Below are 23,739 nucleotides of genomic sequence, written 5' to 3' on the forward strand. Positions count from 1 at the left end.
CGTGCGAACTCCAGTCTTCATAGGTGCCGTGGTGCTCGGCCTGACCGCCGCGGTCCCGGCGCAGGCCGCGACCGCCTGGCGCACCGTCACGCCACCACCGCTGAAACCGTCGAACGCGCTGCTGGACGTCAGCGCCACCGGGCCGTCGGACGCCTGGGCCGTCGGATATCAGGACGACGTCTACGGCCGGGTCTCACCGCACCCGTACGCGCTGCTGCGCTGGGACGGCCGGACCTGGTCACAGCGCCAGCTGCCGGAGAACTCGCTCACCATGTCGAGCATCAGCGCCGCCTCGCCCGACAACGTGTGGACCGGCGGGACGGACAACACCCAATCCGCGTACGCCGCACACTGGAACGGATCGGCGTGGCAGGCCTTCCGCCCGTTCGGAATCCTCGGCGGCCAGATCGTGAGCGACGTCGAGGCCCGCGGCGGCAACGCCCTGCTCGCCGGGGGTGACAGCCACGCCCTCCTGGCCGAATGGAACGGCACCGACTTCACCGAGATCACCGTTCCGGGCACGGACACCTGGTACGGCGGCCTGAACGCCGTGACCAGGGCCACGGACGGTTCGGCGTTCGCCGTGGGCTCGTGGAACGTCGACGACGCCGGCTATCCGGAACCGCTGGTCCTGCAGCGCACCGACGGCTCCTGGAAGGTCGCCGCCCTCCCGAAGATCCCCACCGCGCGTCTCCTCGACGTGTGGGCCCGCTCGGCCACCGACGCCTGGGCGGTGGGCTCCACCGACTACGACGGCGTTCCCAAGCCGCTGCTGATGCACTGGGACGGCAGCACCTGGCAGCGTGTCACCACCGCGCTGACAACCGGCACCCTGTCCTCGGTCGCCGGGGACGCCACGGGCACGGTCTGGGTCGGCGCCTACGACTACCCGAAGTCACTGTTCCTGCGCTACCGCGCCGGCAAGTGGACCACGGTGCAGGGACCGCCCTCGCCCTACCTGTCGGCGATCGCCAACATCCCCGGGACCTCGTCGTTCTGGGCGGTCGGCCAGGACAGCGACACAGCCGGCTCGATCTTCTCGGTCATCGAACGCAAAGACTGACCTTCGGTGATCACCCCGTGCCGGAGGGCCTCAGGTCCTCCGGCACGGCACTCACGATTCTTCGCAGCCAGTCGGTGATCAGTGCCGCACAGAGGTCGCGCTGCTCGTTCAGGAGGTTGTGACCGGCCGCGTCGAGGACGGCGAACGACGCTCGCGGGTAGTGACCGTCCCGGCTCCAGGCATCGCTGTAGCCGACAACGTCGTCCTGCCTGCCGGTGATGTGCAGAGCCGGTTGCGTGAAGGGTTCGGGGTGCGCGTCCTCGGGTTCGCGGTCGAGCGAGTAACGCTCGGCGATGCGTTCCAGGGCCGGCTGATCGGCGGCGCGAACGCCCGGCAGAACGTACTCGAGGAACACCCGCGCGTCGTCCACCGACTCCACCACGGCGTCGGCCCGGTATTCGTCGAGCTCCGCCCCGAGCAGCGGCACGATCCCGGGCTCCCGCCGCAGGACCGTCCGGGCCGGCACGGTGCGTCGGTCGTGCCGGGCGACAAAAACGCCGGCCACGGTGGCGAGACCGAGAACCTGCGAGCGCAGCTCGTGGGCGACGTATCGGGCGATCATCCCACCGAACGAGTTCCCCAGAACGGCGAACGGTTCGTCGCCGACGCGCGCCCGGATCTCACCGGCCACCGCTTCGGCAACCTCCTGCGTGCTGCCCAAGCCGTTCGCCGGCGACCCGGTCGCGCCCGGCATGTCGAGATAGATGCGCCGCCACCGCCCCGACCGTTCGAACACCGGCTCCAGCGGCAGCAGACTCCGGTGATCCAGGCCGAATCCGTGCAGCAGCACCACCGGCCTACCGGAACCGATCTCATAAGCGAACACGCCGCCACCCTAGACATCTAGCACTGCTAGCAAATCTGTCAACACCATGCTAGTGTCGATCGTGTTCCTAGCAGTGCTAGATATTGTCGAAAGGCCTCGCCGTGTTCTCTGTGATTGCCTACGGTCTTGCTGTCGCGCTCGACCTCTTCATCGTCTTCATCGGCGTTCGTTTTGTGCTTGCGCCGCACACTGCTGCCGCCGGGTACGGCGTGCCGGTCCGGTCCGGCGCCGACACCGCCTATCAGGCCGTCAAGGGCGTCCGGGATGTCAGTCTCGGCGTCATGGGCCTGCTGCTGCTGGCGTTCGTCGGCGCCGAAGCCGGTGCCTGGTTCATGCTCGCCGCCGCCCTCATCCCCCTCGGCGACATGGTCATCGTGCTGCGCCACGGCGGCACCCGTGCGGTGGCCTTCGGCGTTCACTTCGCCACCGCCGTGATCGTCCTCATCAGCGCGGTCCTGCTGTTCCTCGTCTAGCTCTTCCGCGTCGCTTCAGAAAGGCTTGTCATGAAACAACCGAACGGCGTCGCCCAGATCGGGGAGTTCCGCCGGGCCGTGCCCGACTACGACGTCGTGCACGAGGACTTCGTCGTCGGGGAGGACCGGGTCGCTGTCAGGAACACCGTCAGCGGCACCCACCAGGGCGCTTTCCTGGGGTTCGAGCCGACCGGCCGGCGGATCACGATGCGCACCTTGGACATCCACCAGGTCCGCGACGGCCGGATCGTCGCCACCTGGCACCTCGAGGACTACGGGGGCCTGCTGGCGCAACTGTCCGCACCGGCCGGCGCCGCCGTTCCCGGGGCCTGGGCCTGACCCGTCAGTACCTCACGACCGCCTTGAAGCGGACGGCGCCGGAGTTGACCCGGTCGTAGGCTTCGGCGATCCGTTCCTTGTCGAAGACCTCGACCACGGGCTCGACCTGGCCGCGGGCGACGAAGTCGAGCGCCTCGACCAGGTACTCCAGGCCGTTGTGGGCCGAGCCGACGATCTGGTAGCTGTTCGACACCAGCGGCAGCGACGGCAGGGTCAGCTCGTCCTCGGCGATGCCCATCATCACCACCTTGGCCCACGGCCTGAGGCCCGCCATCGCGTCGGTGACGGCGGCGTGCGAGCTGCTCGTGTGCATCAGCAGGTCGGCGCCTCCGGCGGCCTTGAGGGCCGCGCCGTCGGCGACAACCACGTCCGCGCCGAGCTGCCGGGCCAGGTCCTGCTTGTCAGGCGTACGCGTGACCGCCGTGACGTGGAAGCCGGCGGCTTTGGCGTACTGGATCGCCAGGTGGCCGAGACCGCCCACGCCGACCACGGCGATGCGGCCGCCGGGGCGGGGGTCGGCCCGGCGGATCGCGGCCCACACGGTGTAGCCGGCGCACAGGGTCGGCGCAGCCTGCTCGTAGGTGACCGCGTCCGGCAGCAGCACCGTTCCGCTGACGTCGGCGACCAGATATTCGGCGTGCGCACCGTCGACGTTGACACCGGTCAGGGTCGGCGCCGCACAATTCGCCGCGGTGACAAAACTGTTCGGGTGCTGTTCGCGGCAGAAATCGCAGGCGCCGCAGTTCTTCTGCACCATCGGGACACCGACGCGGTCGCCGATCTTGCGTTCGGTCACCCCGTCACCGACCGCCACGACCTCGCCCACTCCTTCGTGGCCGAGAACCATCGGGAACTCTTGGAACGACAGGGTTCCCCGGGCCATCCACACGTCGGTACCGCAGATTCCGCAGGCGCGGACACGGACCAGCACCTGGTGCGGTCCTGCTTCCGGACGGTCCCGGTCCTGCAATTCCCAGGTGGCATTCTCCTTCGCCACGACGACGGCCTTCATCTGCGTTGTCATTTTCTGATTCCTTTCCGGCAACCGCTGATTGCTTGCTGCCATTGAAGTACAGCAGCCGCGGAAGGCCGATGGACCGCCATAACTGACCCGGTTCCGCCTAGGACTCACAGTCCTACGTACGATCCGGCAGGGCCTGAAAGAATGGCGTCATGCCGGAGTCCAACCGGGAGCTCGCCGACTTTCTGCGCCGCGCCCGCAGCAGCATCGACCCCTCCCATGTCCCGCTGCCCGCCGACGGCCGCGTCCGCCGTGTCCCGGGCCTGCGCCGCGAGGAGGTGGCCTACCTGGCCGGCGTCTCGACCGACTACTACGTCCGCCTCGAGCAGGGCCGCGCCATCACCCCGTCCGACAGCGTCCTGGACGCCCTCGCCCGTGCGCTGGCCCTCGACACGACCGGTCGTGCCCACCTGGGCGACCTGGTCGGCGCCACCCCGGCGGTGTCCCCGTCCCCTTCGTCGAGCGCGCGGGTCCGCCCGGGCCTCTACCAGCTCCTGGACGCGCTCGAACACCAGCCGGCGTTCATTCTCGGCCGCCGCTCGGACATCCTGGCCGCCAATCGCATGGCCAAAGCCCTCCTCGCCGACTTCGACCGCCTCCCGGCCCGCGACCGCAACTACGCCCGCTGGGTCCTGCTCAGCGACGAGGCCCGCGCTCTTTTCCTCGACTGGGAGGAGCAGGCCCGCGCGGCCGTCGAGAGCCTCCGCCTGGAGGTCGGCCGGCACCCCGACGACCAGGCCACCCGCGACCTGATCGCCGACCTCGGCACCCGCAGCCCGGAGTTCCGCCGCTGGTGGGAGGAGCACCGGGTCTACCAGCGGACGTTCGGCTTCAAGCGGTTGCGGCATCCGGTCGCCGGCGAGCTCACGATCGACTACGAAACCCTCACGCTGCCCGGCGACCCGGACCGCACGCTGTTCATCTACACCACCAAGGAAGGCTCCCCCTCCCGCCGCTCCATCGACCTCCTCGCCGAAATGATCCAGGTACGCGACCAGCGCCGTTAGGTGTCGCCCCGCAGCCCCGTTGGTAGGCTGCCCGCTCCGGTAGGGAGGGGCGCGTCGTGAGTCAGTTCTTCGACCGGTTCCGCAGGCCTGCGGAGCCGACCGACGAGGAGACCGCGGAAGCCATGCGGGATCTGGCGGAGGTGTTCCGGAGCGGTTCGAAGGCCGAGGGGGTGCCGTTCGGCTGGGGGCCGGACGAGGCCGACCGGCTCGACGGGCTCTGCGACGCTTTCCTGGCCACCGGTCCCACCGCCGAGCGTCGCCACAGTGTCGTGATGAGCATGGGCGCGTTCCTGGGTGAGCTGCTCGTTCGCAACGGCGGCGGCCTGTGGGCCTACGACACCAAGGAGAACGCCGCGGTGGTCGTGTTGCCGAACGGGCTGCGGGCCTTTCCGCACAACAAGGTGGCCAAGCGGCTCGACCTGGGGCCCGAGCAGAGCATCTCGGCGTTCTACCGGTACGCGTTGACGAGGGAGTGACCGGTCCCCTCCGTCACTCCCGCACCACCGCTATCAGGATACGAGTGATTCTCCCTTTTACGCCTTTTGTGCTGCATACGCTGATCCTCGGTGGCGACCGCGCTGCCGCGGCGGGTGCAGGAGTGGGCGATGGCGGTTCGGCGGGTTTCCGGTCCGCGGCGTTCGGTGGCGATGGCTGCGGTCGTCGCGCTGGCCGTCCTCTCCTCGGTGATCGGTCTGGCGTCACCCGCGGCTGCGGCCGGCGGGTTCGTGCTGTCGATCTACGGCGGGACGGGTGCTGCCGCGGCCCCGGTGGCCGGTCCGGTGTCCGCCAGCCCGATCGGGCGTCCGGACGCGATGACCTCGGACGCCGCGGGCAACGTCTACGTCTACGTGCGCTCCGCCTGCCGGGTCGTGAAGATCTCGCCGGCGGGTGTGCTGTCCCCGGTCGCCGGCAGTGGCACCTGTGGGACCGGCAGCGCCGGTGACGCACTCCAGTCGGCCCTGTCCACGAACGTCACCTCGCTCGCGGTGGACGGCTCCGGGAATCTGTTCGTCGGCGACAGCGGCTCGGCGCGGATCTACAAGGTCACTCCCGGCGGGACGTTGTCCGTTTTTGCCGGCAACGGGACCGTGGGGGCGACGACCAACGGATCGGCGACGTTGTCCTCGGTCGTTCCGGACAGCCTGGCCGTGGACAGCACCGGCACCGTGTTCGTCGGGTACGTCGGCCGCGCCTCCGTCCTGAAGATCACCGCGGCGGGGGCGCTGACGCGGTATGCGGGCACCGGGAACGCGGGTCTGACGCTGCCGGGCATCTCCACGCTGGCCAACCTCAACAAGCCCAGCAGCCTGGCCGTCGACACCTCCGGCAACCTCTACATCGGCGACACCGGCAACAACCGGATCTACCTGGTCACCACGGGGCAGATCCTCAGCGCCTTCGCCGGCAACGGGACGACGGGGAGCCCGGTGCCGGGGAGCACCAGTTCACCCGTACCGACTCCGGCCGCGATGACCTTCGACAGCGCTTCGACTCTCTACGTCGCCGAGAGTTCCAGTCGTCAGATCCTGTCGTTCACCCTGAGCGGTAACGGCGCGCCGTCGCTGGTCGCCGGGAGCGGCGGCACGGGTACGCCGAACCCGGGCACCGCCACCAGTTCGCCGTTGGGCACGGTCACCGCCCTGACCGCGACCGCACCGAGTTCCCTGGTGGTCGGTGACAGCACCTACAACTATCTGCTCCGGATCGCGGCGCCGACCGCACCCGACGCGCCTACCGGGCTGTCGGCCGTACCGGGTCCGTCACGGGCGGTCCTGACGTTCTCGCCGCCGGCGGGCAACGGTGGCAGCGCCATCACCGGCTACGAGGTGTCCACCAACAACGGGACCAGCTGGGCAGCGCTGACCGTCACCGGGAGCACCACCAGGACCGGCACGGTGACCGGTCTGACCAACGGAACCGCTTACACCGTACGGGTTCGCGCGCTCAACGCCATCGGCAACGGCGCGGCCAGCGCGGCGACCACCGTCACGCCGGCAACCGCGCCCGACGCGCCGTACGGGCTGGTGGTCCTCGCCGGTGACGCCGCGGCGGCGCTGTCCTTCAGCCCGCCGTTGAGCAACGGCGGCAGCGCGATCACCGGCTACGAGGTGTCGACCGACACAGGGAGCAGCTGGACGCCGATCGCCACCACCGCGGGTTTGCTGGGTGTCCGCAACGGCTCGGTCACCGGCTTGACCAACGGCATCTCGTACACGTTCCAGGTGCGGGCGGCCAACGTCGTCGGCGCGGGTCCGGCCACCGCCGGGGTCAGCGCCACGCCGCGGGGTGCGCCCTACGCCCCGACCGCGCTGACGGCGACCACCGGCAACGCCCAGGCGACGCTCACCTTCACCACCCCGCCCGACGGCGGCAACACGATCCTCGGCTACCAGGTGTCCACCGACGACGGCGCCACCTGGTCGGGCCTGGTGGTGAGCACCTCCGGCACGACCAACACCGCGACCCTCACCAATCTGAGCAACGGCACGGTCTATCCCGTACGCGTCAGGGCCCTGAACCTGGCGGGCGCGGGCGTGCCGAGCGCGGCCACGACGGTTTCCCTGGCCGCGCTGGTGCCGGACGCACCCACCGGGCTCGTCGCGACCGCCGGGGACACGACGATCGGGCTCAGCTTCGCGCCGCCGGCGAGCACCGGGGGCAGCGCCCTCACCGGGTACGAGGCGTCGACCGACAACGGCACGACGTGGGTGCCGATCACCACCGCCGCGGGGCTGCTGGGTGTGCGGACCGCGACGCTCACCGGGCTGACCAACGGCACCGCTTACGCCGTACGCGTCCGGGCCGTCAATGCAGTCGGACCGAGCCCGGCCGGCGGCAGCGCGGCCGCCACGCCCCGGGGCGCGCCCTACGCACCCACCGGGCTCACCGCGGTGGCCGGTGACCGGCAGATCGGCGTGACCTTCACGACCCCGGGTGACGGCGGCTCGGCGATCCTGGGCTACCAGGTGTCGACCGACAACGGCGCCACCTGGTCGGGGCTGGCGGTGACCACCTCGGGCACCACCAACACCGCCACCGTCACCGGGCTCACCAACGGTGTCGCCTACACCGTCAAGGTCCGGGCGGCGAGCCTTCTCGGCACCGGAGCGGCCAGCCCCGGAGTGCCTGTCGTTCTGCAGGCGCTGGTGCCGGGGGCGCCGACCGGACTGGTCGCGCTGGCCGGTGACACGACGATCGCGCTCAGCTTCGCACCACCGGCCACCGACGGCGGGTCGGCGATCACCGGCTACGAAGCCTCGACCGACAACGGCACCACGTGGGCGCCGATCACGACCGCCGCGGGACTGCTGGGCACGCGCACCGCGACGCTCACCGGGCTGACCAACGGCACGACGTACGCGGTCCGGGTCCGTGCCGTGAACGCGGTCGGCCCCGGCCCCGCCGGCACGAGTGTCAACGCGACCCCGAAGGGCGCACCGTACGCACCCACCGGGCTGTCCGCGGTGGCCGGCAACACCCAGGCGACCGTCACCTTCACCACCCCGCGCGACGGCGGCAACCCGATCCTCGGGTACCAGGTGTCCACCGACGACGGCACGACCTGGTCGAACCTGGCGGTCACCACGTCCGGGACCACCAACACCGGCGCGGTCGGCGGGCTGACCAACGGCACCACGTACGCGATCCGCGTCCGCGCGGTGAGCCTCGGCGGGACGGGCGCGGCGAGCGCGGGCACCGCCGTGGTGTTGCCGGCGCTGGTGCCCGCGGCGCCCACGGCACTGTTCGCGACCGCCGGCGACACCACGATCTCGGTCAGCTTCGCGCCGCCCGCGACCAACGGCGGCGCGGTGATCACCGGGTACGAGGCCTCGACCGACAACGGCACGACCTGGGCGCCGATCACCACGGCTGCCGGGCTGCTCGGCAACCGCACCGCAACGCTGACCGGGCTGACGAACGGCGTCACGTACACCGTCCGGGTCCGCGCCACCAACGCCGCCGGGGCGAGCGCCACCAGCGACAGCACCACCGCCACTCCTCGGGGTACGCCGTACGCACCGGCCGGGCTCTCCGCGGTGCCGGGCAACGGCCAGGCCGTCCTGACGTTCACGACACCGGGCGACGGCGGGTACCCGATCCTCGGCTATCAGGTGTCCACCGACGACGGCGCGACCTGGACCACGCTCACCGTCGCGACCTCGGGCACCGACAACACCGGCACGGTCACCGGGCTGGCCAACGGCACCACGTACGCGATCCGCGTCCGCGCCCGCAACCTCGCCGGGGCGGGCACACCCAGCGCCGCCACCGCGGTGATCCCCGCGACCGTCCCCGGAGCACCGACCGCTGTCGCCGCCGCCGCGGGCAACACGCAGATCACGGTGACGTTCACTCCCCCGGCGGCCACCGGCGGGCGGCCGATCACCGGGTACGAGGTGTCCACCGACAACGGCACGACCTGGGCCGCCCTGCCCGACAGCGGACTCGTGACCGGGCTGACCAACGGCGTCGCGTACGCCGTCCGGGTCCGCGCGGTCAACGCCGTCGGCGCGGGCACCGCGAGCGCGAGCACCACGGTCACCCCGATCCCCGCGACACCCGATCCGCCGACCGGTCTCGCCGCCGAGCGCGGTGACCGCAGCGCGTTGCTGACCTTCACACCACCGGTGATGACCGGTACCAGCCCGATCAGCGGGTACGAGGTCTCCACCGACGACGGCACGAGCTGGGCGGCGCTGGCCTCCGATCGCCGGGTCACCGGACTGACCAACGGCACGGCGTACACGATCCGGGTCCGGGCGGTGAACGCTTCCGGTGCCGGACCGGCGGGCGCGGCCGTCACCGTCACGCCGGCCACGCTTCCCGGGGCACCGACCGGTCTGACCGTGACGATCGGTGACACCCGGGCCGTGCTGGCCTTCACCGCGCCGGGCGACACCGGCGGTGACCCGATCACTGGATACGAGGTGTCCACCGACGACGGCACGACGTGGGCGCCGCTCGCCGCGAACCGCACCGTGACCGGCCTGACCAACGGCGCCTCCTACACTTTCCGGGTCCGCGCGGTGAACAGCGTCGGCCCCGGCCCGGCCACCGCGGGCAGCACGGCCACACCGGCGACCACACCCGGTGCCCCGACCGGGGTGACGGCCACGCCCGGCGACAACCGCGCGGTCGTCACGTTCACACCGCCCGCCTCGGACGGCGGCTCGCCGATCACCGGGTACGAGGTCTCCACGGACGACGGGGTCAGCTGGGACACCCTGGCCGCGGACGGCACGGTCACCGGGCTGAGCAACAACACGACGTACACGATCCGGGTCCGCGCACTCAATGCCGCCGGGCCCGGCCCGGCCGGCGCCGCCACCTCGGTCACACCGGTCGACGGCCTGCCGGGCGCACCGACCGCGCTGGTCGCGGCCCGCGGTGACCGCAGCACGACGCTGACGTTCACCGCGCCCGCCGACCCGGGCAGCAGCGCGATCAGCGGGTACGAGGTGTCCACCGACAACGGCGCGAGCTGGGCGGCACTGGCCCCCGATCGCCGGGTCACCGGACTGGCCAACGGCACGACGTACACGGTGCAGGTCCGGGCCGTCAACGACGCCGGCGCCGGCCCGGCCAGCGGTGGCGCCACGGTCACCCCGGCCGCCGCACCCGGTGCGCCTGCCGAAGTCCGGGCCTCACGCGGCAACCGCAGCGCGACCCTGACGTTCACCGCGCCGGTGAACGACGGCGGCGACCCGATCACCGGCTATCAGGTGTCCACCGACAACGGCGCGACCTGGGTCACCCTGGCCGGCGACCGGACGGTCACCGGACTGACCAACGGCACCACCTATGCCATCCGGGTCCGGGCTGTCAACGGCGTCGGACCCGGCACACCGAGCGCCCCGGTGACGGTCACCCCGGCCACCTCGTCCGGCGCGCCCACCGCCCTGGTCGCCGTCCGCGGCAACGGCAGCGCGGCCCTGAGCTTCACCGCGCCGGACGACACGGGCGGCGACCCGGTCACCGGCTACCAGGTGTCCACCGACAACGGCGTCACCTGGGCTTCCCTGGCCGGCGACCGTGTCGTTACCGGGCTGACCAACGGTGTCACCTACACGATCCGGGTTCGCGCGGTGAACAGCTCGGGTCCCGGCGCCGCGAGTGCCCCGGCCCTCGTCACTCCCGCCACCGCGCCGGGCATGCCGACCGGCCTGTCCGCGACCGCCGGCGACGGCACCGCGACGCTGATGTTCCGGGCGCCTGATGACGGCGGTGACCAGATCACCGGCTACGAGGTGTCCGTCGACGACGGCACCACCTGGGCGGCCCTCGCCGGCGACCACATCGTCACCGGGCTGACCAACGCGACGACGTACACCGTCCGGATCCGGGCCCTCAACAGCGCCGGGACCGGCCCGCCGAGCGCTTCGGCGACGGTCACGCCGATCGCCGGCGTGCCGGGCGCACCCACCGGCCTGACCGCCGTACGCGGCGACAGCAGCGTCACGCTCACCTGGACCGCACCGGCCGACCCGGGCAGCAGCGCGATCACCGGGTACGACGTCTCCACCGACGCCGGTGTGACCTGGACGGCGCTGGCGGGCGACGGCATCGTCACCGGCCTCACCAACGGCACCGCCTACGACTTCTGGGTCCGTGCGCGCAACGCCGTCGGTCCCGGCCCCGCGAGTGACAGCGTCACGGCCACACCGGCGACCACACCGCAGGCCCCCACCGCGCTGACCGCCAACCCCGGCGACACCACCGTCACCCTGGCGTTCCGCGCACCGGTGGACGACGGCGGCGCAGTGATCATCGGATACGACGTGTCCACTGACGACGGTGGCACCTGGGCGGCCCTGCCCGGCGACCGTACGATCACCGGCCTGACCAACGGAAACGCCTACACCATCAGGGTTCGCGCCGTGAACGACGTCGGCGCCGGACCTGCCGGCGATCCCGTGACCGCCACCCCGTCGCAGGGCCGTCCGGGCGTGGTCACGGGGCTCAGCGCCACCGCCGGGAACACGACCGCCACCCTGTCCTTCACTGCACCGGCCGATCCGGGCAGCAGCGCGATCACCGGCTACGACGTCACGATCGACGGCGGTGTGACGTGGACGCCGCTGGCCGGGAACAGGGTCGTCACCGGCCTCACCAACGGCACCGCCTATTTCATCGCCGTCCGCGCCCGCAACAGCACCGGCGCCGGACCGGCCGGCGCCGAGGTGATGGTGATCCCCGTGACCACCTCGGCTGCCCCGACCGGGCTGACGGCCGATGCCGGTGACTCCGTCGCGACCCTCACCTTCACCGCGCCCGCCGACACCGGCGGCGACCCGGTCACCGGTTACGAGGTGTCCACCGACAACGGCACCACCTGGTCCCCGCTGACCGTGTCCGGGACGACCACGCTGACCGGCACCGTCACGGGCCTGACCAACGGAACCCCCTATCCCGTACGCGTCCGCGCGCTCACCGCTGCCGGCCCCGGAGCGCCGAGTGACAGCGTCACGGTGACACCGGCGACCGCGGCGGACGCACCGGCCTCGTTCGCCGTGACCGCCGGTGACAGCAGCCTCCAGCTCATGTTCAGCCCGCCCGCCTCCGACGGCGGCAACCCCGTCACGGGGTACGAGGTCTCCGTCGACGACGGCACCACCTGGGCGGCCGTCGCGGGTGACCGGATCGTCACCGGGCTGACCAACGGCGTGACCTACCAGGTACGCGTCCGGGCCGTCACCGCCGCCGGGCCCGGCGCCGCCACCGACGCCGTCACCATCACACCGGTCGGCGGGCTGCCCGGCGCACCGACCGGGCTCAGCGTCACCAGGGGCGACCGGTCGGCCACGGCGACCTTCACACCACCGGCCGATCCGGGTTCCTCGGCGATCACCGGCTACGAGGTGTCGACCGACGACGGCTGGAACTGGGCGCCGCTGGCCCCGTCCGGTGTCATCCCCGCGCTCACCAACGGCACCACCTACGTCGTCCGCGTCCGTGCGGTCAACACGACCGGCGCCGGACCGGCCGGCGACGGCGTCCCGGTCACCCCGGCCGCCGTCCCGGGCCCGCCCACCGGCCTGCGGGTCACGGCGGGCGACACCACGGCAACGGTCGCTTTCACCGCTCCCGCGGACGACGGCGGCGCCGCGATCACCGGCTACGAGGTCTCCACCGACAACGGCGTCACCTGGGCCGCCCTGGCGAACGACCGCCGGATCCCGGGGCTCACCAACGGAACGACCTATTCCGTCCGCGTACGCGCGGTCAACGACGTGGGTGCCGGTCCGGCCGGTGCGGCCGTGACCGTCACGCCACGGGCGTTGCCCGGCGCACCCACCGACGTCACCGCGACACCGGGGAACGCCTCCGCCACGATCGCGTTCACACCACCGGCCGACGGCGGTGCCACCATCACCGGCTACGAGGTCTCCACCGACAACGGCGCCACCTGGCGCAGCCTCGCCGCCAACGGCACGGTCCCCGACCTGACCAACGGAACCACCTACACCGTGCGGATCCGGGCCCGGAACAGCGCCGGTGCCGGGCCGGCCAGCGCCGCGGTCACCGTCACTCCCGCAGCCGTGCCCGGCGCGCCCACGGACCTGACTGCCGTACCCGGCGACGGAACAGCGACGCTCTCGTTCACCGCGCCGGCCGCAGGCGGTTCCGCGATCACCGGCTACGACGTGTCCACCGACGACGGCGTGACCTGGGCGCCGCTGGCCGGCGGGGTGGTCACCGGCCTGACCAACGGTGACACGTACACCGTGCGGGTCCGCGCCCGGAACAGTGTCGGGGCGGGTCCGGCGAGCAACCCGGTGACCGTCACGCCGGCGACAGTTCCCGACGCCCCGGCCGGTCTGACCGCCACCCCGGGCAACGCGTCGATCTCGGTAACCTTCAGCCCACCAGCGGACGGCGGGTCGCCGATCACCGGGTACGAGGCTTCGAGCAACAACGGCACCACCTGGTCGCCGCTGACCGTGTCCGGGGCCACCACCAGGACCGGAACGCTGACCGGGCTGGACAACGGCACCACGTACGCCGTCCGGGTCCGCGCCCGCAACAGCGCCGGTGCCGGCCCCGCGAGCGCCAACGCCACGGCCACACCCACGGCAGGACTCCCGGGTACGCCCGGCGGCGTGTCGGTGGCCCGGGGCAACGCGTCGGCGACCGTCACCTTCACACCCGGCGGCGGTACGGTCACCGGCTACCAGGTGTCCACCGACGACGGCGAGACGTGGCGGACCCTGCCCGCCGACGGCACCATCACCGGGCTGACCAACGGCGTCACCTACGCCGTCCGCATCCGGGCCGTCAACAACAGCGGCACCTCGGCGGCCAGTCCGAGCGTCACTGTCACGCCGGCCACCACCCCGGGTGCGCCGACCCAGGTGACCGCCGTCCGCGGCGACCGCAGTGCCACCCTGACGTTCACCCCGCCGGCCGGCGACGGTGGCGCGCCGATCACCGGGTACGAGACCTCCGTCGACGGCGGCGACACCTGGACCGTCCTCGGTGACGACGGTGTCGTGGGCGGGCTCAGCAACGGGACGGCGTACACCATCCGGGTCCGCGCCCGCAACGATGTCGGCGCCGGACCAGCCGCTGTCGCACCACCGGTCACTCCCGCCGCCGGACCGGGCGCACCCACGGGTGTGTCCGCGGTCCCCGGTGACGGCCGTGTGACGGTCACGTTCACTCCCCCGGCATCCGACGGAGGCAGCACGATCACCGGCTACGAGGTGTCGGTCGACAACGGGACCACCTGGGCTGCGCTGGCCGGGACCGGCATCGTCACCGGGCTCACGAACGGCACGGCGTACACGATCCGGGTCCGTGCTCTCAGCGGCGCCGGCACCGGACCGGCCAGCGCGGCGGTCACCGTCACACCCGCGACCGTGCCCGCCTCCCCGACCGGCCTCAGCGCCGCCCCGGGTGACGCCTCGGCGACGGTCACCTTCAGCCCGCCGAACGCCGGTGGCAGCCCCATCACCCGGTACGAGATCTCCACCGACGACGGCGCCTCGTGGGCCACACTCGCCGTGGCCGGTACCGGCGCCACCCGCACCGGCATGGTCGACGGCCTGACCAACGGTGCCGAGGTGCAGGTCCGCGTCCGGGCCCGCAACGACGTCGGCCCCGGCGCACCGAGCGCGGCCGTGGCCGTGACACCGGTGACCGGGTTGCCGTCCGCGCCCGGCGACGTGACGGTCACCCCGGGCAACGCGTCGGTCTCGATCGCATTCACACCACCCACGGGCGGGGTCACCAGCTACGAGGTGTCCATCGACGACGGTGTCACCTGGACCACCCTGGCCGGGAACGGCATCGTCGCCGGGCTGACCAACGGGACCGCGTACACGGTCCGGATCCGCGCCCGGAACGCGACCGGCGCCGGCCCGGCAAGTCCCGGATACGTCACGACACCGGCGACCACACCCGCGGCGCCGACCGCGCTGAGCGCCACCCGCGGACCGGGATCGGCGACGCTGACCTTCACCCCGGGTGCGACCGGTGGCACACCGGTCACCTCCTACGAGACGTCGATCGACGGCGGGGCGACGTGGCAGACGCTGCAGGCCGGCGGCATTGTCACGGGCCTGACCAACGGCACGGCGTACACGATCGCTGTCCGCGCCCGCAACGCCGTCGGGGCGGGCGCGATCGCCACGGTCACCGTCACACCCGCGACGACCCCGGGTGCGCCCACGGCGGTGACCGCGGCCCGCGGTGATGCGTCGGCATCCGTCGCGTTCACGGCTCCGGCGTCCACGGGTGGAGCCGCCATCCTGCGCTACGAGGTGTCGGTCGACAACGGCACCACCTGGGCCACCCTGGCCGGCAACCGGATCGTCACCGGGCTCACGAACGGGACCGCGTACGCGATCAGGCTCCGTGCGGTCAACGAGGTCGGCGCCGGCGCACCCAGCGCGACGGCGAGCGTCACCCCCGCGACCACTCCGGGCGCGCCGACCGCGGTGGCTGTCTCACCCGGTGACGCCTCCGCCTCGGTGAACTTCACCGCGCCCGCCTCGACCGGTGGGGCCGCCATCACCGGCTACCAGGTGTCCACCGACAACGGCACCACGTGGGCAGCCCTGGCCGGCAACCGGATCGTCACCGGGCTCACGAACGGCACCGCGTACCTGATCAGGGTTCGCGCGGTCAACGAGGTCGGCACCGGCGCACCCAGCGCGGCCACGACGGTGACCCCCGCGGTCGCGCTGCCGGGCGCGCCGACCGGGCTGACCGTCACCCGCGGGGACGGCTCGGCCACGGTGGCCTTCACCGCGGGCGGCGGCGACCCGGTCAGCTACGAGGTGTCGGCCGACGGCGGCGTGACCTGGACGGCGCTGGCCGCCGACCGCGTCGTGACCGGCCTGACCAACGGCACCACCTACGCGATCGCCGTCCGCGCGGTCAACCCCGCCGGCGCCGGACCCGCCACCCCGGCGGTCACGGTCACCCCGGCGACGCTGCCCGGCGCACCGACGCTGGGCTCGGTCGTCTTCACCACCACCAGCGTCACCATCACGTTCACCGCGCCCGCCACCGACGGCGGCAGCCCTGTCACCGCCTACGAGCTCTCCCTCGACGGCGGCGCAACCTTCAACCCCGTCACCCCCACCGGTACGGGCACACTGACGGTCACCGTCACCGGCCTGACCAGCGGAACCGTGTACGCGGTGGCCCTGCGCGCCCGCAACGCCGTCGGCGCCGGACCGGCCGACAGCGAGTTCGCCGCGTCCACCCCGCCCGCCGCACCGACCCAGCTGGCGGTGACCCGCGGCGACGCGTCCGCCACCCTCACCTTCACCCCGCCCGACGACGAGACGATCACCGGATATCAGGTGTCCACCGACAACGGCGCGACCTGGACCGACCTCGCCGTCGAGGGCACCTCACCGCTGACCGCCACGGTGACCGGCCTCGACAACACCAGCACGTACCGCTTCCGCGTGCGGGCGGTCAACGAGGCCGGCCCCGGACGGGCCAGCGACGCCGTCACGTCCACGGTCGCCACGGCACCGGGTGCACCCCAGGCTGTGACCGCCACCGGGCGTACGTCGTCGATCCTCGTGACGTGGGCGCCGCCGGACAACAGCCCGGTGCCCGTCACCGGGTACCGGGCCGTGGCCTCCCCCGGGCCGGCCACGTGCACCACCGGACCCAGCGAGACGTCCTGTGTGCTCGGCGGCCGGGCCGGAGTCGAGTACACCGTGCGGGTGGTCGCCCTCAGCACCGGCGGCTCGACAACCTCCACCGCATCAGCCACCGCGACGCCGGTCGCACCGTCCCTGCCCACCGCACCGCCGTCGTCCGCGCCGTCGCTGACCACGGCCGACGGCGATATCACCACGGCCGTACCCGGGCAGGAGATCGTGCTCGTCGGCGACGGCTTCGCGCCGCACTCGACGGTCCAGATCGCGGTCTACTCCAAGCCGCAGCTGCTCGACACGGTCGTGACCGATGCCGACGGCTCGTTCCGGAAGCTCGTCCGCCTCCCGGCCGGCCTGGCTGCCGGACAGCACACACTGCTGGCCACCGGCGTCGACCCCGACGGGAACGTGCTGGTCCGCACGCTGAGCGTGACCGTAAAGGCCGCGACGTCCGCACCCACGGCCCCATCAGTCGACCCGGAGCCGGGCACTTCCATGCCGAAGACCGGCCAGAACATCGCCCTCGTGGCCGCCCTCGGCCTCCTGATGATCTGCGTCGGCACCGGCCTGGTCCTCGTCCGCCGCGACCGCCGCTGACCTCCGAGCAGGAGGAGCGTGACGCTCTGCGGTTCGATGGTGCGATGTCGCACTCAGATGTTCGGTTCACCGAGCGGTTGCGCCTCGAATCGATGGACGTCCGCCACGCTGATGACCTGTTCGCTCTGTATCGAGATCCTGCCGTGGCCGAGTGGTACGGGGAGTGGACGCGCGAGCAGATCGACCTGGAGGTGGCCCGGACAGCCCGGTGCTGGAGAGTCGACGGAGTCCACAAGTGGATGGCATACGACCGGGTGACGGACGAGGTGGTCGGACGAGGTGGTCTGTCCCGGAAACACCTCGACGGCGACGAACACCTGGAACTCGGGTGGGCCTTGCACCAGCGGTTCTGGGGGCACGGTTACGCCGCTGAGATCGGGCGCGCCGGCTTGAGGATGGCCTTCGACGAACTCGATGCGGATGAAGTCGTGTCCTTCACCGAGACGCGGAACAAACGTTCGCGGGCTGTCATGGAAAGGCTCGGCTTTCACTACCGCCGGAACTTCTCCCTCCGGGGGGAGCCATTCGCTCTGTACGCCTTCCCTCGCCCCGAGCAACCACCGACCACGGCCGGTGCTTCCGCTGAGTGATACGCCGCTCGCCGGCAGAACCGGAACCCAGCACGAGGTGAGCCGGGCGCGCTTGAGTGGCCCTGTGCAGGCCCAACTTCCTTGAAGTTGGGCCTGCGCCCGGGATCGGGACTGTCAGGAGGACGGGAAGTTGTCCGCCGGGGTGCGGATGTGGTCGCGGACCCAGACGCCCGCGGGCTTGAGGCGCGACGTACCGGCGTACGGGCCGTTGGGGCACGTGCCCGGGGTGAAGACCGCGCCGGAGCGGCTGTCGTCGGAGTAGTTCCAGTTGGTCCAGCTGATCTTCTTCTGGGCCATCAGGTCGAGGTACTGCTGCGACCGCGTGAAGTTGTTCGCACCGTCACCGGAAGCGGTCTGGGTGCCGAACTCGGTCACGAAGACGGGGATCCGGTCGGCCGCCCGCGACAGGGTGTTCAGGTACTCGGTGCCGTGCGAGCCGGCGTAGAAGTGGAACGTGTACATGATGTTGGTGGCGTTGACCGGGTTGTTGATGATGTCGGTCTCGCTGCCGCCGTCCGAGACACCCAGCGAGGCCCAGCCGTGCGTGCCCAGCAGGATCACGGCGTCGGGGTCGGCCGCGCGGACCACCGGGATGATCGCCTCGTGGTACGCCTTGATCCGCGACCACGGCGTCTCGTTGGGCTCGTTGGCGACGTCGTAGAGGATGTTCGGCTTGCTGCCGTGCCGCTGTGCGATCTCGGTGAAGAACGTCTTGGCCATCGCCAGGTTGGCGTTCGGGTCACCGGGTGTGAGCTGGTGCCAGTCGACGATCACGTACATGCCGCGGGCGCTGACCTGCTCGATCAGCGTGTGCATCCGGTCGGTGAACAGCCGCGGGTTGGTCTCGTAGCCACCCTCCTGGACGTACATGGACAGTCGCACGTGGTCGGCGCCCCAGTCGCCGGCGAGCGCGTCGAGGGACGCGTCGTTCACGCACTGGGGGTACCACTGCAGGCCGTGGGTGCTCATGCCGCGCAGCTGGATCGGCTGGCCGTACCGGTTGCAGAGTTTGACACCGCAGACCCGCAGCTGGCCGTTCTGCGCGACCGGCGTGACGCCGGTCGGCGGTGGTGTGGTGGCGCCGTCGACGACGGTCAGCCGGTCGAGGTTGGGGCCGCCGTTCGCCGTGGTGGCGGTGGCGAGCACGGTGTTGGTGCCGGCGCGCAGGGTCGCGGTGACCGTGGCCTCCTGCCAGGTGGTCCAGGCGCCGGTGCCGGCAAACGTGACCGCCCCGCTGACGTCGGTGCCGTTGACGGTGATGCGCATCGGCCGGTTGACGGTCGTGCCGTTGGCAAAACGGAACCGCAGGGTGGCGCTGCCGGCCACCGCCTGCGGGGACCACTGCACGGCACTGCCGACGGCGTTGTCGGTGTTGACGAAGCCGCTGCCGAGGTAGCCGGCGTGGTTGGACTCCACCACACCGGCGGTGATCGTGGCGGATTCGGCCTCGTACGCCGTGGTCGCCGCGTCGGCCCGCCCGCCGGCGAACACCAGCCCGCCGCCGACCAGGGCGACGGCGGCCAGCGCGGCTGCCTGCGTACGGAATCTGGGTCTTCTCATGGGGGTGCCGCCTGACTCGAGGGGATTGTTAAACTCTTTGCCAGAGTGATGCCCGTCGATGCTAGAGCGGTAGCCCAGGAAGTTCAAGGGACTGTACGGCGTCCACGTACATGGACGACCTGAATGCAAAAGGAAGCCGCCCCGGAGAGCGGCTGTGTCAGTTCAGGGTTCCGTGCAGGAAGCGGTCGGGGCGGGCCACCGTCACGCTGCCCGGGCGTCCCGCCAGGAGTCCGTCGAGGTCGTCGATCGGCAGGCAGCCCGGCGCCGCGTCCGGGTGGTGCAGGGCGAGCAGCACCGCGTCGTTCGGGATGTCACCGGCCACGGTGCGCGGGTCACAGCCGTGTCCGATGTAGACCCAGCGGTAACGGATGACCTCGTCGAGGCGTACCGGTGGGCCTCCGGCGACGCTGACCCGGGGATTGGGCAGGACCCGGCCGGCATCGGGAAGCGGGCCGGCCACGGTTTTTGACAGCCGGCGGGCGGGCATCGGCTCGCGGCCGAGCCGGGACCTGAGACCGGGCAGGGAGGCCAGGGCCCGCAGGGCACCCCGGCTGAGCCGCATCGTCGTCCGGTTGCGGGTCTGCACCAGCCGGCCGATACGCAGAGCCAGCGCCGTGGAACGCTCGACGTCGGGCCGGCGTTCGCGTTCGTAGGCGTCGAGCACGTGCGGGTCGCCACCGTCGACCACGTCGGCGAGCCGCCAGGCCAGCGCGATCACGTCGCGGATCCCCATGCCCAGACCGAGGCCCGCGAACGGCGGCATGGCATGGGCGGCGTCACCGGCCAGCAGCACCCGCCCGGCCCGCCACCGCTCGGCCGTCCGGGCGTAGAACGTGTAGACCGCCGTCCGCTCGATGTCCAGGTCGGCGGGATCCACCCAGGCGCTGATCAGCGACCGCACGATCTCGTCGTGCGGTTCCTCACCCGGCAGCAGCATCCACTCCCAGCGCCAGCGATCCCGCTGGGACATGGCCACCTGCGGGCGTGCCGGATCGAGCACAAACGCGATGCTCGCGCCGCCGTCGACCGCGCCACCGACCCCGGGTGTGACGGCGGCACCCGGCCGGACAGCGGCGTCGACGACGAGCCACGGCTGCTCGAACGTCTCGCCGGGGAAGCCGACGCCGGCCGCCGTGCGTACCGTGCTGCCCGTGCCGTCGCAGCCCACCAGCCACCGGGCGGTCACGCGCCGGCCGTCGTCGAGCACCGCGGTCACCCGGTCGTCGTCCTGCTCGACGGCAGACACGCCGCGCCCGGAAAGAACCTCCGCCTTGGTGGCGGCGGCGCGCAGACCCGCTTCCAGAGCAGGCTGGTCGAGGCGCACGATCTGCGGCAGCCCGTACGCCAGGGCGGTGTGCTCGATCAGGAAGAGTGGCCGATGGTCCGGGCCGACGGCACCGTTGCGGGCCAGCGGCGTCGCCCACGTCTCCAGCGGTGGCATGCCCGGAATCACTGACAGCGCGCGGATCGCCTCGATGTCGAGCACGGCGGCCCGGGGCTTGGGATAAGGCCGATCCTGCGGCTCGACCACCACCGTCGGCACACCCCGGCTGCTGAGCAGTGCGGCCAGCGCCGCGCCGACCGGACCCATCCCGGCCACGATGACGGCGGTGTCCGTGGTGTCACTCGGATCCATGGTGCTCCTCGACCCATTGTTCGAGCAGGCGACGGTCGAGCAGTTCCACCGACCCGGGCGGCAGGCCCAGGGTGCGCTCGACGATCTCGGTGTAGACACTCACGACGGCGTCGACCGCCGGCCAGTCCGCCCGGTCCAGCAGCAGCCGCCCCGCCGCGTCGACCAGGTCCTGCACGAGGGTCACCAGCGCCGCAGCGACCGCTTCGGGACGATCGACCCGGAACACACCGGCGGCGGCCCCCTCGGCGAGGATCGGTGCGAGCAACGGCCCGAACCGGCGGATCCCCGCCACCCGGGACCGCTGCATCACCACGGCATTGTCGTCGGAGTGCAGCACCCGCAGCGCCGCCAGGAACGCCCGGTCACAGATCCGGGCTCCGCACATGACCACCAGGCTGCCCCGGAGACGCTCCAGCGGCGGTTGCCCACCGTCCGACGCGACCGGCACAAGCTGACTTTCGTACGCGGTGATCACGCGGTCGATGAACGCGTCGAGCAGGGCAGGCTTGGAATCGAAGTAGTGGTAGAACGCGCCCTTGGAGATGGTCAGGTCGTCCAGCAGGTCCTGGACGGTCATCTGCTGATAGCCCTTGGTGGCGATCAGCCGATAGGCGGCGCTGATGATCGCGTCACGCCGGGCCGCGTGATCACGCTCATTGACCGACCGAGCCATCTCGCCTCCATAAACCGACCGTCGGTCTATTTATAGCACCTGGCACCGATGGCCCGGGACGGACGTCCGTCTCGAGATCGAACGTCCGGCCGGCGGCTGAGGTCGAGCGCTGACGCTCCCCACCCGGTCGGGTCGGCGCCGGGTGGCACCATCTCCAGTGCCTGCCAGAGCAGGAGGATGTCCAGCCACTCCCCCTCGGCCGGAGTCAGCGGGCGCTCGGACTCGTAACCGGCGACGAACTCCTCGTGCACCTCGGCCGGCGCCGGCCCCCAGTTGTGGTAGCGGGTGCCGAGCAGGACCGCCGCGCGGGCCAGTTCGAACAGCGGGGGCTCGCGCCGGGCTTCCTCGAAGTCGAGAATCGCGACGATCTCACCGCCCTTGCACAGGATGTTGGCGGAGCGGAAGTCGAAGTGGACAAGCTGCGCCGGGAACCGCCCCGGTGGCGCGCCGGCGACCCGCTCGCGCAGCGTGCTGCGGACCTCCGGCAGGTGATCGGCGCTGGAGGCGAGCCAGCCGGTGATGCGGTCCTCGAACGGCAGGGGCGAGAGTGCGGCGCCGGGGATCCGATCGGCGTCCGGGTAGACCGCCAGCGCGTCCTGCAACCGGGCCAGAGCAGCGCCGGCCGTCCGCACCCGACCGGGATCGCGGGTGTCGAGAAGGTCACCGGTGATCTCCCGCTGAACGCCGATCGAGACAAGACCGGCCTCGACCTGGAGGCGACCGTCCCGTGCCGGAACCGGCGCCGAGACCGGCAGCCCGCGGTCGTGGAGCCAGCCCGTGAGCCGTGCCGTCTCCGCCAGCCGCGGGAATCGATCGGGAATCACCGACCACTTCACGAGCAGCCGCCCGGACGATGTGGTGACCCAGGCCAGCGCGTTGCCGCCACTCATCACGATCCGCTCGCAGCGGTCGACCCGAACACCCCAGTGCTCGTCCACCGTGGCGGCAACCCAGCGGGCGGCCCCCGACCCGTCGGCAAACCCGAACCGTTCCTCGAGCACCTGACGGGAATCCCGGGGCTCCCACAACATCTCCAGCACCGGCGCCTGCGACTCGACCATGCGGTCCATCCCATCACCAGCCGGAGGAACGCCCGCGGCGTGGTCACGTTATCCCTACCAACTCCTGAGGACTTAGCACTCCTGAGCTGCGCCTCCCTGATCCGTACCGTTCTGGGCAGCGGATCTAGGGGGAGACGATGCTGGACCATCTTCTGGGGTTGACCTCATCCCCGTGGCTCTATCTCATCGTGCTGGTGGTGGTGGCTGTCGACGGGTTCATCCCCGTCGTGCCGTCCGAGACGGTGGTCATCGGGCTCGGTGCGCTGTCGGCGAACGGTTCGCCGAACGTGGTGGCGCTCGCGGCGGCGGTCGTGGCCGGCAGCATGATCGGCGACCGGATCTCCTACGGTCTCGGGGGCCGGGCCGGTGGGCGGATGACCACCGGCAAGCTCGCGACGGCCAAGGACAAGGCCCAGCGAGCCCTCAGACGGCACGACGGCGCTGCGATCCTGGTCGGCCGGTTCCTCCCGTACGGGCGCACGGCCACCACCCTGACCTCAGGATCGATGGCTCTGCCGATGGGCCGCTTCCGGCTGTTCACCGCACTGGCCGGCACGGCCTGGGCGATCTACACCATCGGTCTGGGCCGGCTCGGTGGTGCGGCGTTCGCCGGGTCGCCGCTGCTGGGCACGATCGCCGGGCTGGCGTTCGGCATGAGCCTGGCCGGCGTGTGCGCGCTCGTCGAGAAGCGGCGGAGGGGCGCACCCGGCGCCAAAAGCGACCGATACGATCTCCCGGAACGGTCCGCAGCTGCCGCCTGGAAGTGAGTCA

General features: G+C 71.8%; 14 protein-coding genes. 8 read left to right on the forward strand and 6 right to left on the reverse strand.

The window, feature by feature from the left end:
• Position 1 precedes the first annotated feature (1 nt).
• A complete protein-coding gene (locus AFR_RS23080; RefSeq protein WP_148308032.1) occupies positions 2-1,063 on the forward strand; it encodes a hypothetical protein in 1,062 nt (353 codons plus the stop codon).
• 10 nt (positions 1,064-1,073) lie between these two features.
• On the opposite strand, the gene AFR_RS23085 is transcribed toward AFR_RS23080, so the two are convergent.
• On the reverse strand, positions 1,074-1,889 hold the full coding sequence (locus AFR_RS23085) for an alpha/beta fold hydrolase (protein ID WP_041841063.1): 816 nt from the start codon (positions 1,887-1,889) through the stop codon (positions 1,074-1,076).
• Between the two features lie 101 nt (positions 1,890-1,990).
• Between AFR_RS23085 and AFR_RS23090 the strand changes: the two genes are divergently transcribed.
• Together AFR_RS23090 and AFR_RS23095 are read left to right on the forward strand one after the other, a co-directional pair.
• Entirely contained in the window at positions 1,991-2,362 is a 372-nt protein-coding gene (locus tag AFR_RS23090; RefSeq protein ID WP_023363367.1) for a DUF4267 domain-containing protein, read from the forward strand.
• 30 nt (positions 2,363-2,392) lie between these two features.
• Complete coding sequence (locus AFR_RS23095) at positions 2,393-2,701, forward strand: ester cyclase (protein WP_023363368.1); 309 nt, start codon at positions 2,393-2,395, stop codon at positions 2,699-2,701.
• Between the two features lie 4 nt (positions 2,702-2,705).
• On the opposite strand, the gene AFR_RS23100 is transcribed toward AFR_RS23095, so the two are convergent.
• Positions 2,706-3,725, reverse strand: coding sequence for an alcohol dehydrogenase catalytic domain-containing protein (locus tag AFR_RS23100; protein ID WP_023363370.1), 1,020 nt, complete (start codon positions 3,723-3,725; stop codon positions 2,706-2,708).
• A 149-nt stretch (positions 3,726-3,874) separates the two neighbouring features.
• Between AFR_RS23100 and AFR_RS23105 the strand changes: the two genes are divergently transcribed.
• The 4 genes from AFR_RS23105 (at position 3,875) to AFR_RS23120 (ending at position 18,038) form a co-directional block, all read left to right on the forward strand.
• Entirely contained in the window at positions 3,875-4,729 is an 855-nt protein-coding gene (locus AFR_RS23105) for an MmyB family transcriptional regulator (protein ID WP_023363371.1), read from the forward strand.
• A gap of 56 nt (positions 4,730-4,785) precedes the next feature.
• Positions 4,786-5,205, forward strand: a complete 420-nt coding sequence (locus tag AFR_RS43820; RefSeq protein ID WP_023363372.1) for a hypothetical protein — start codon at positions 4,786-4,788, stop codon at positions 5,203-5,205.
• Positions 5,206-5,295: 90 nt separating this feature from the next.
• A complete protein-coding gene (locus AFR_RS46180; protein ID WP_023363373.1) occupies positions 5,296-17,448 on the forward strand; it encodes a fibronectin type III domain-containing protein in 12,153 nt (4,050 codons plus the stop codon).
• A gap of 44 nt (positions 17,449-17,492) precedes the next feature.
• A complete protein-coding gene (locus tag AFR_RS23120) occupies positions 17,493-18,038 on the forward strand; it encodes a GNAT family N-acetyltransferase (RefSeq protein ID WP_023363374.1) in 546 nt (181 codons plus the stop codon).
• Between the two features lie 114 nt (positions 18,039-18,152).
• Here AFR_RS23120 and AFR_RS23125 read toward each other — a convergent pair whose 3' ends face one another.
• The 4 genes from AFR_RS23125 to AFR_RS23140 form a co-directional block, all read right to left on the reverse strand.
• Positions 18,153-19,598 (reverse strand): cellulase family glycosylhydrolase, encoded by a 1,446-nt coding sequence (locus tag AFR_RS23125; protein ID WP_023363375.1) that lies wholly within the window; start codon positions 19,596-19,598, stop codon positions 18,153-18,155.
• Positions 19,599-19,755: 157 nt separating this feature from the next.
• Positions 19,756-21,234 carry an FAD-dependent monooxygenase gene (locus AFR_RS23130; RefSeq protein WP_023363376.1) on the reverse strand — a complete coding sequence of 493 codons (1,479 nt, stop codon included), beginning with the start codon at positions 21,232-21,234 and terminating at the stop codon, positions 19,756-19,758.
• Positions 21,221-21,907 (reverse strand): TetR/AcrR family transcriptional regulator, encoded by a 687-nt coding sequence (locus AFR_RS23135; protein WP_023363377.1) that lies wholly within the window; start codon positions 21,905-21,907, stop codon positions 21,221-21,223. Before AFR_RS23135 ends, AFR_RS23130 begins: the two co-directional genes overlap by 14 nt.
• Positions 21,908-21,933: 26 nt before the next feature.
• Positions 21,934-22,968 (reverse strand): phosphotransferase, encoded by a 1,035-nt coding sequence (locus AFR_RS23140; protein WP_084298420.1) that lies wholly within the window; start codon positions 22,966-22,968, stop codon positions 21,934-21,936.
• Between the two features lie 158 nt (positions 22,969-23,126).
• Between AFR_RS23140 and AFR_RS23145 the strand changes: the two genes are divergently transcribed.
• Positions 23,127-23,735 carry a DedA family protein gene (locus AFR_RS23145; RefSeq protein WP_158510561.1) on the forward strand — a complete coding sequence of 203 codons (609 nt, stop codon included), beginning with the start codon at positions 23,127-23,129 and terminating at the stop codon, positions 23,733-23,735.
• Positions 23,736-23,739 lie beyond the last annotated feature (4 nt).

The sequence above is a fragment of the Amorphoplanes friuliensis DSM 7358 genome (assembly GCF_000494755.1).
GTDB classification, from domain to species: domain Bacteria; phylum Actinomycetota; class Actinomycetes; order Mycobacteriales; family Micromonosporaceae; genus Actinoplanes; species Actinoplanes friuliensis.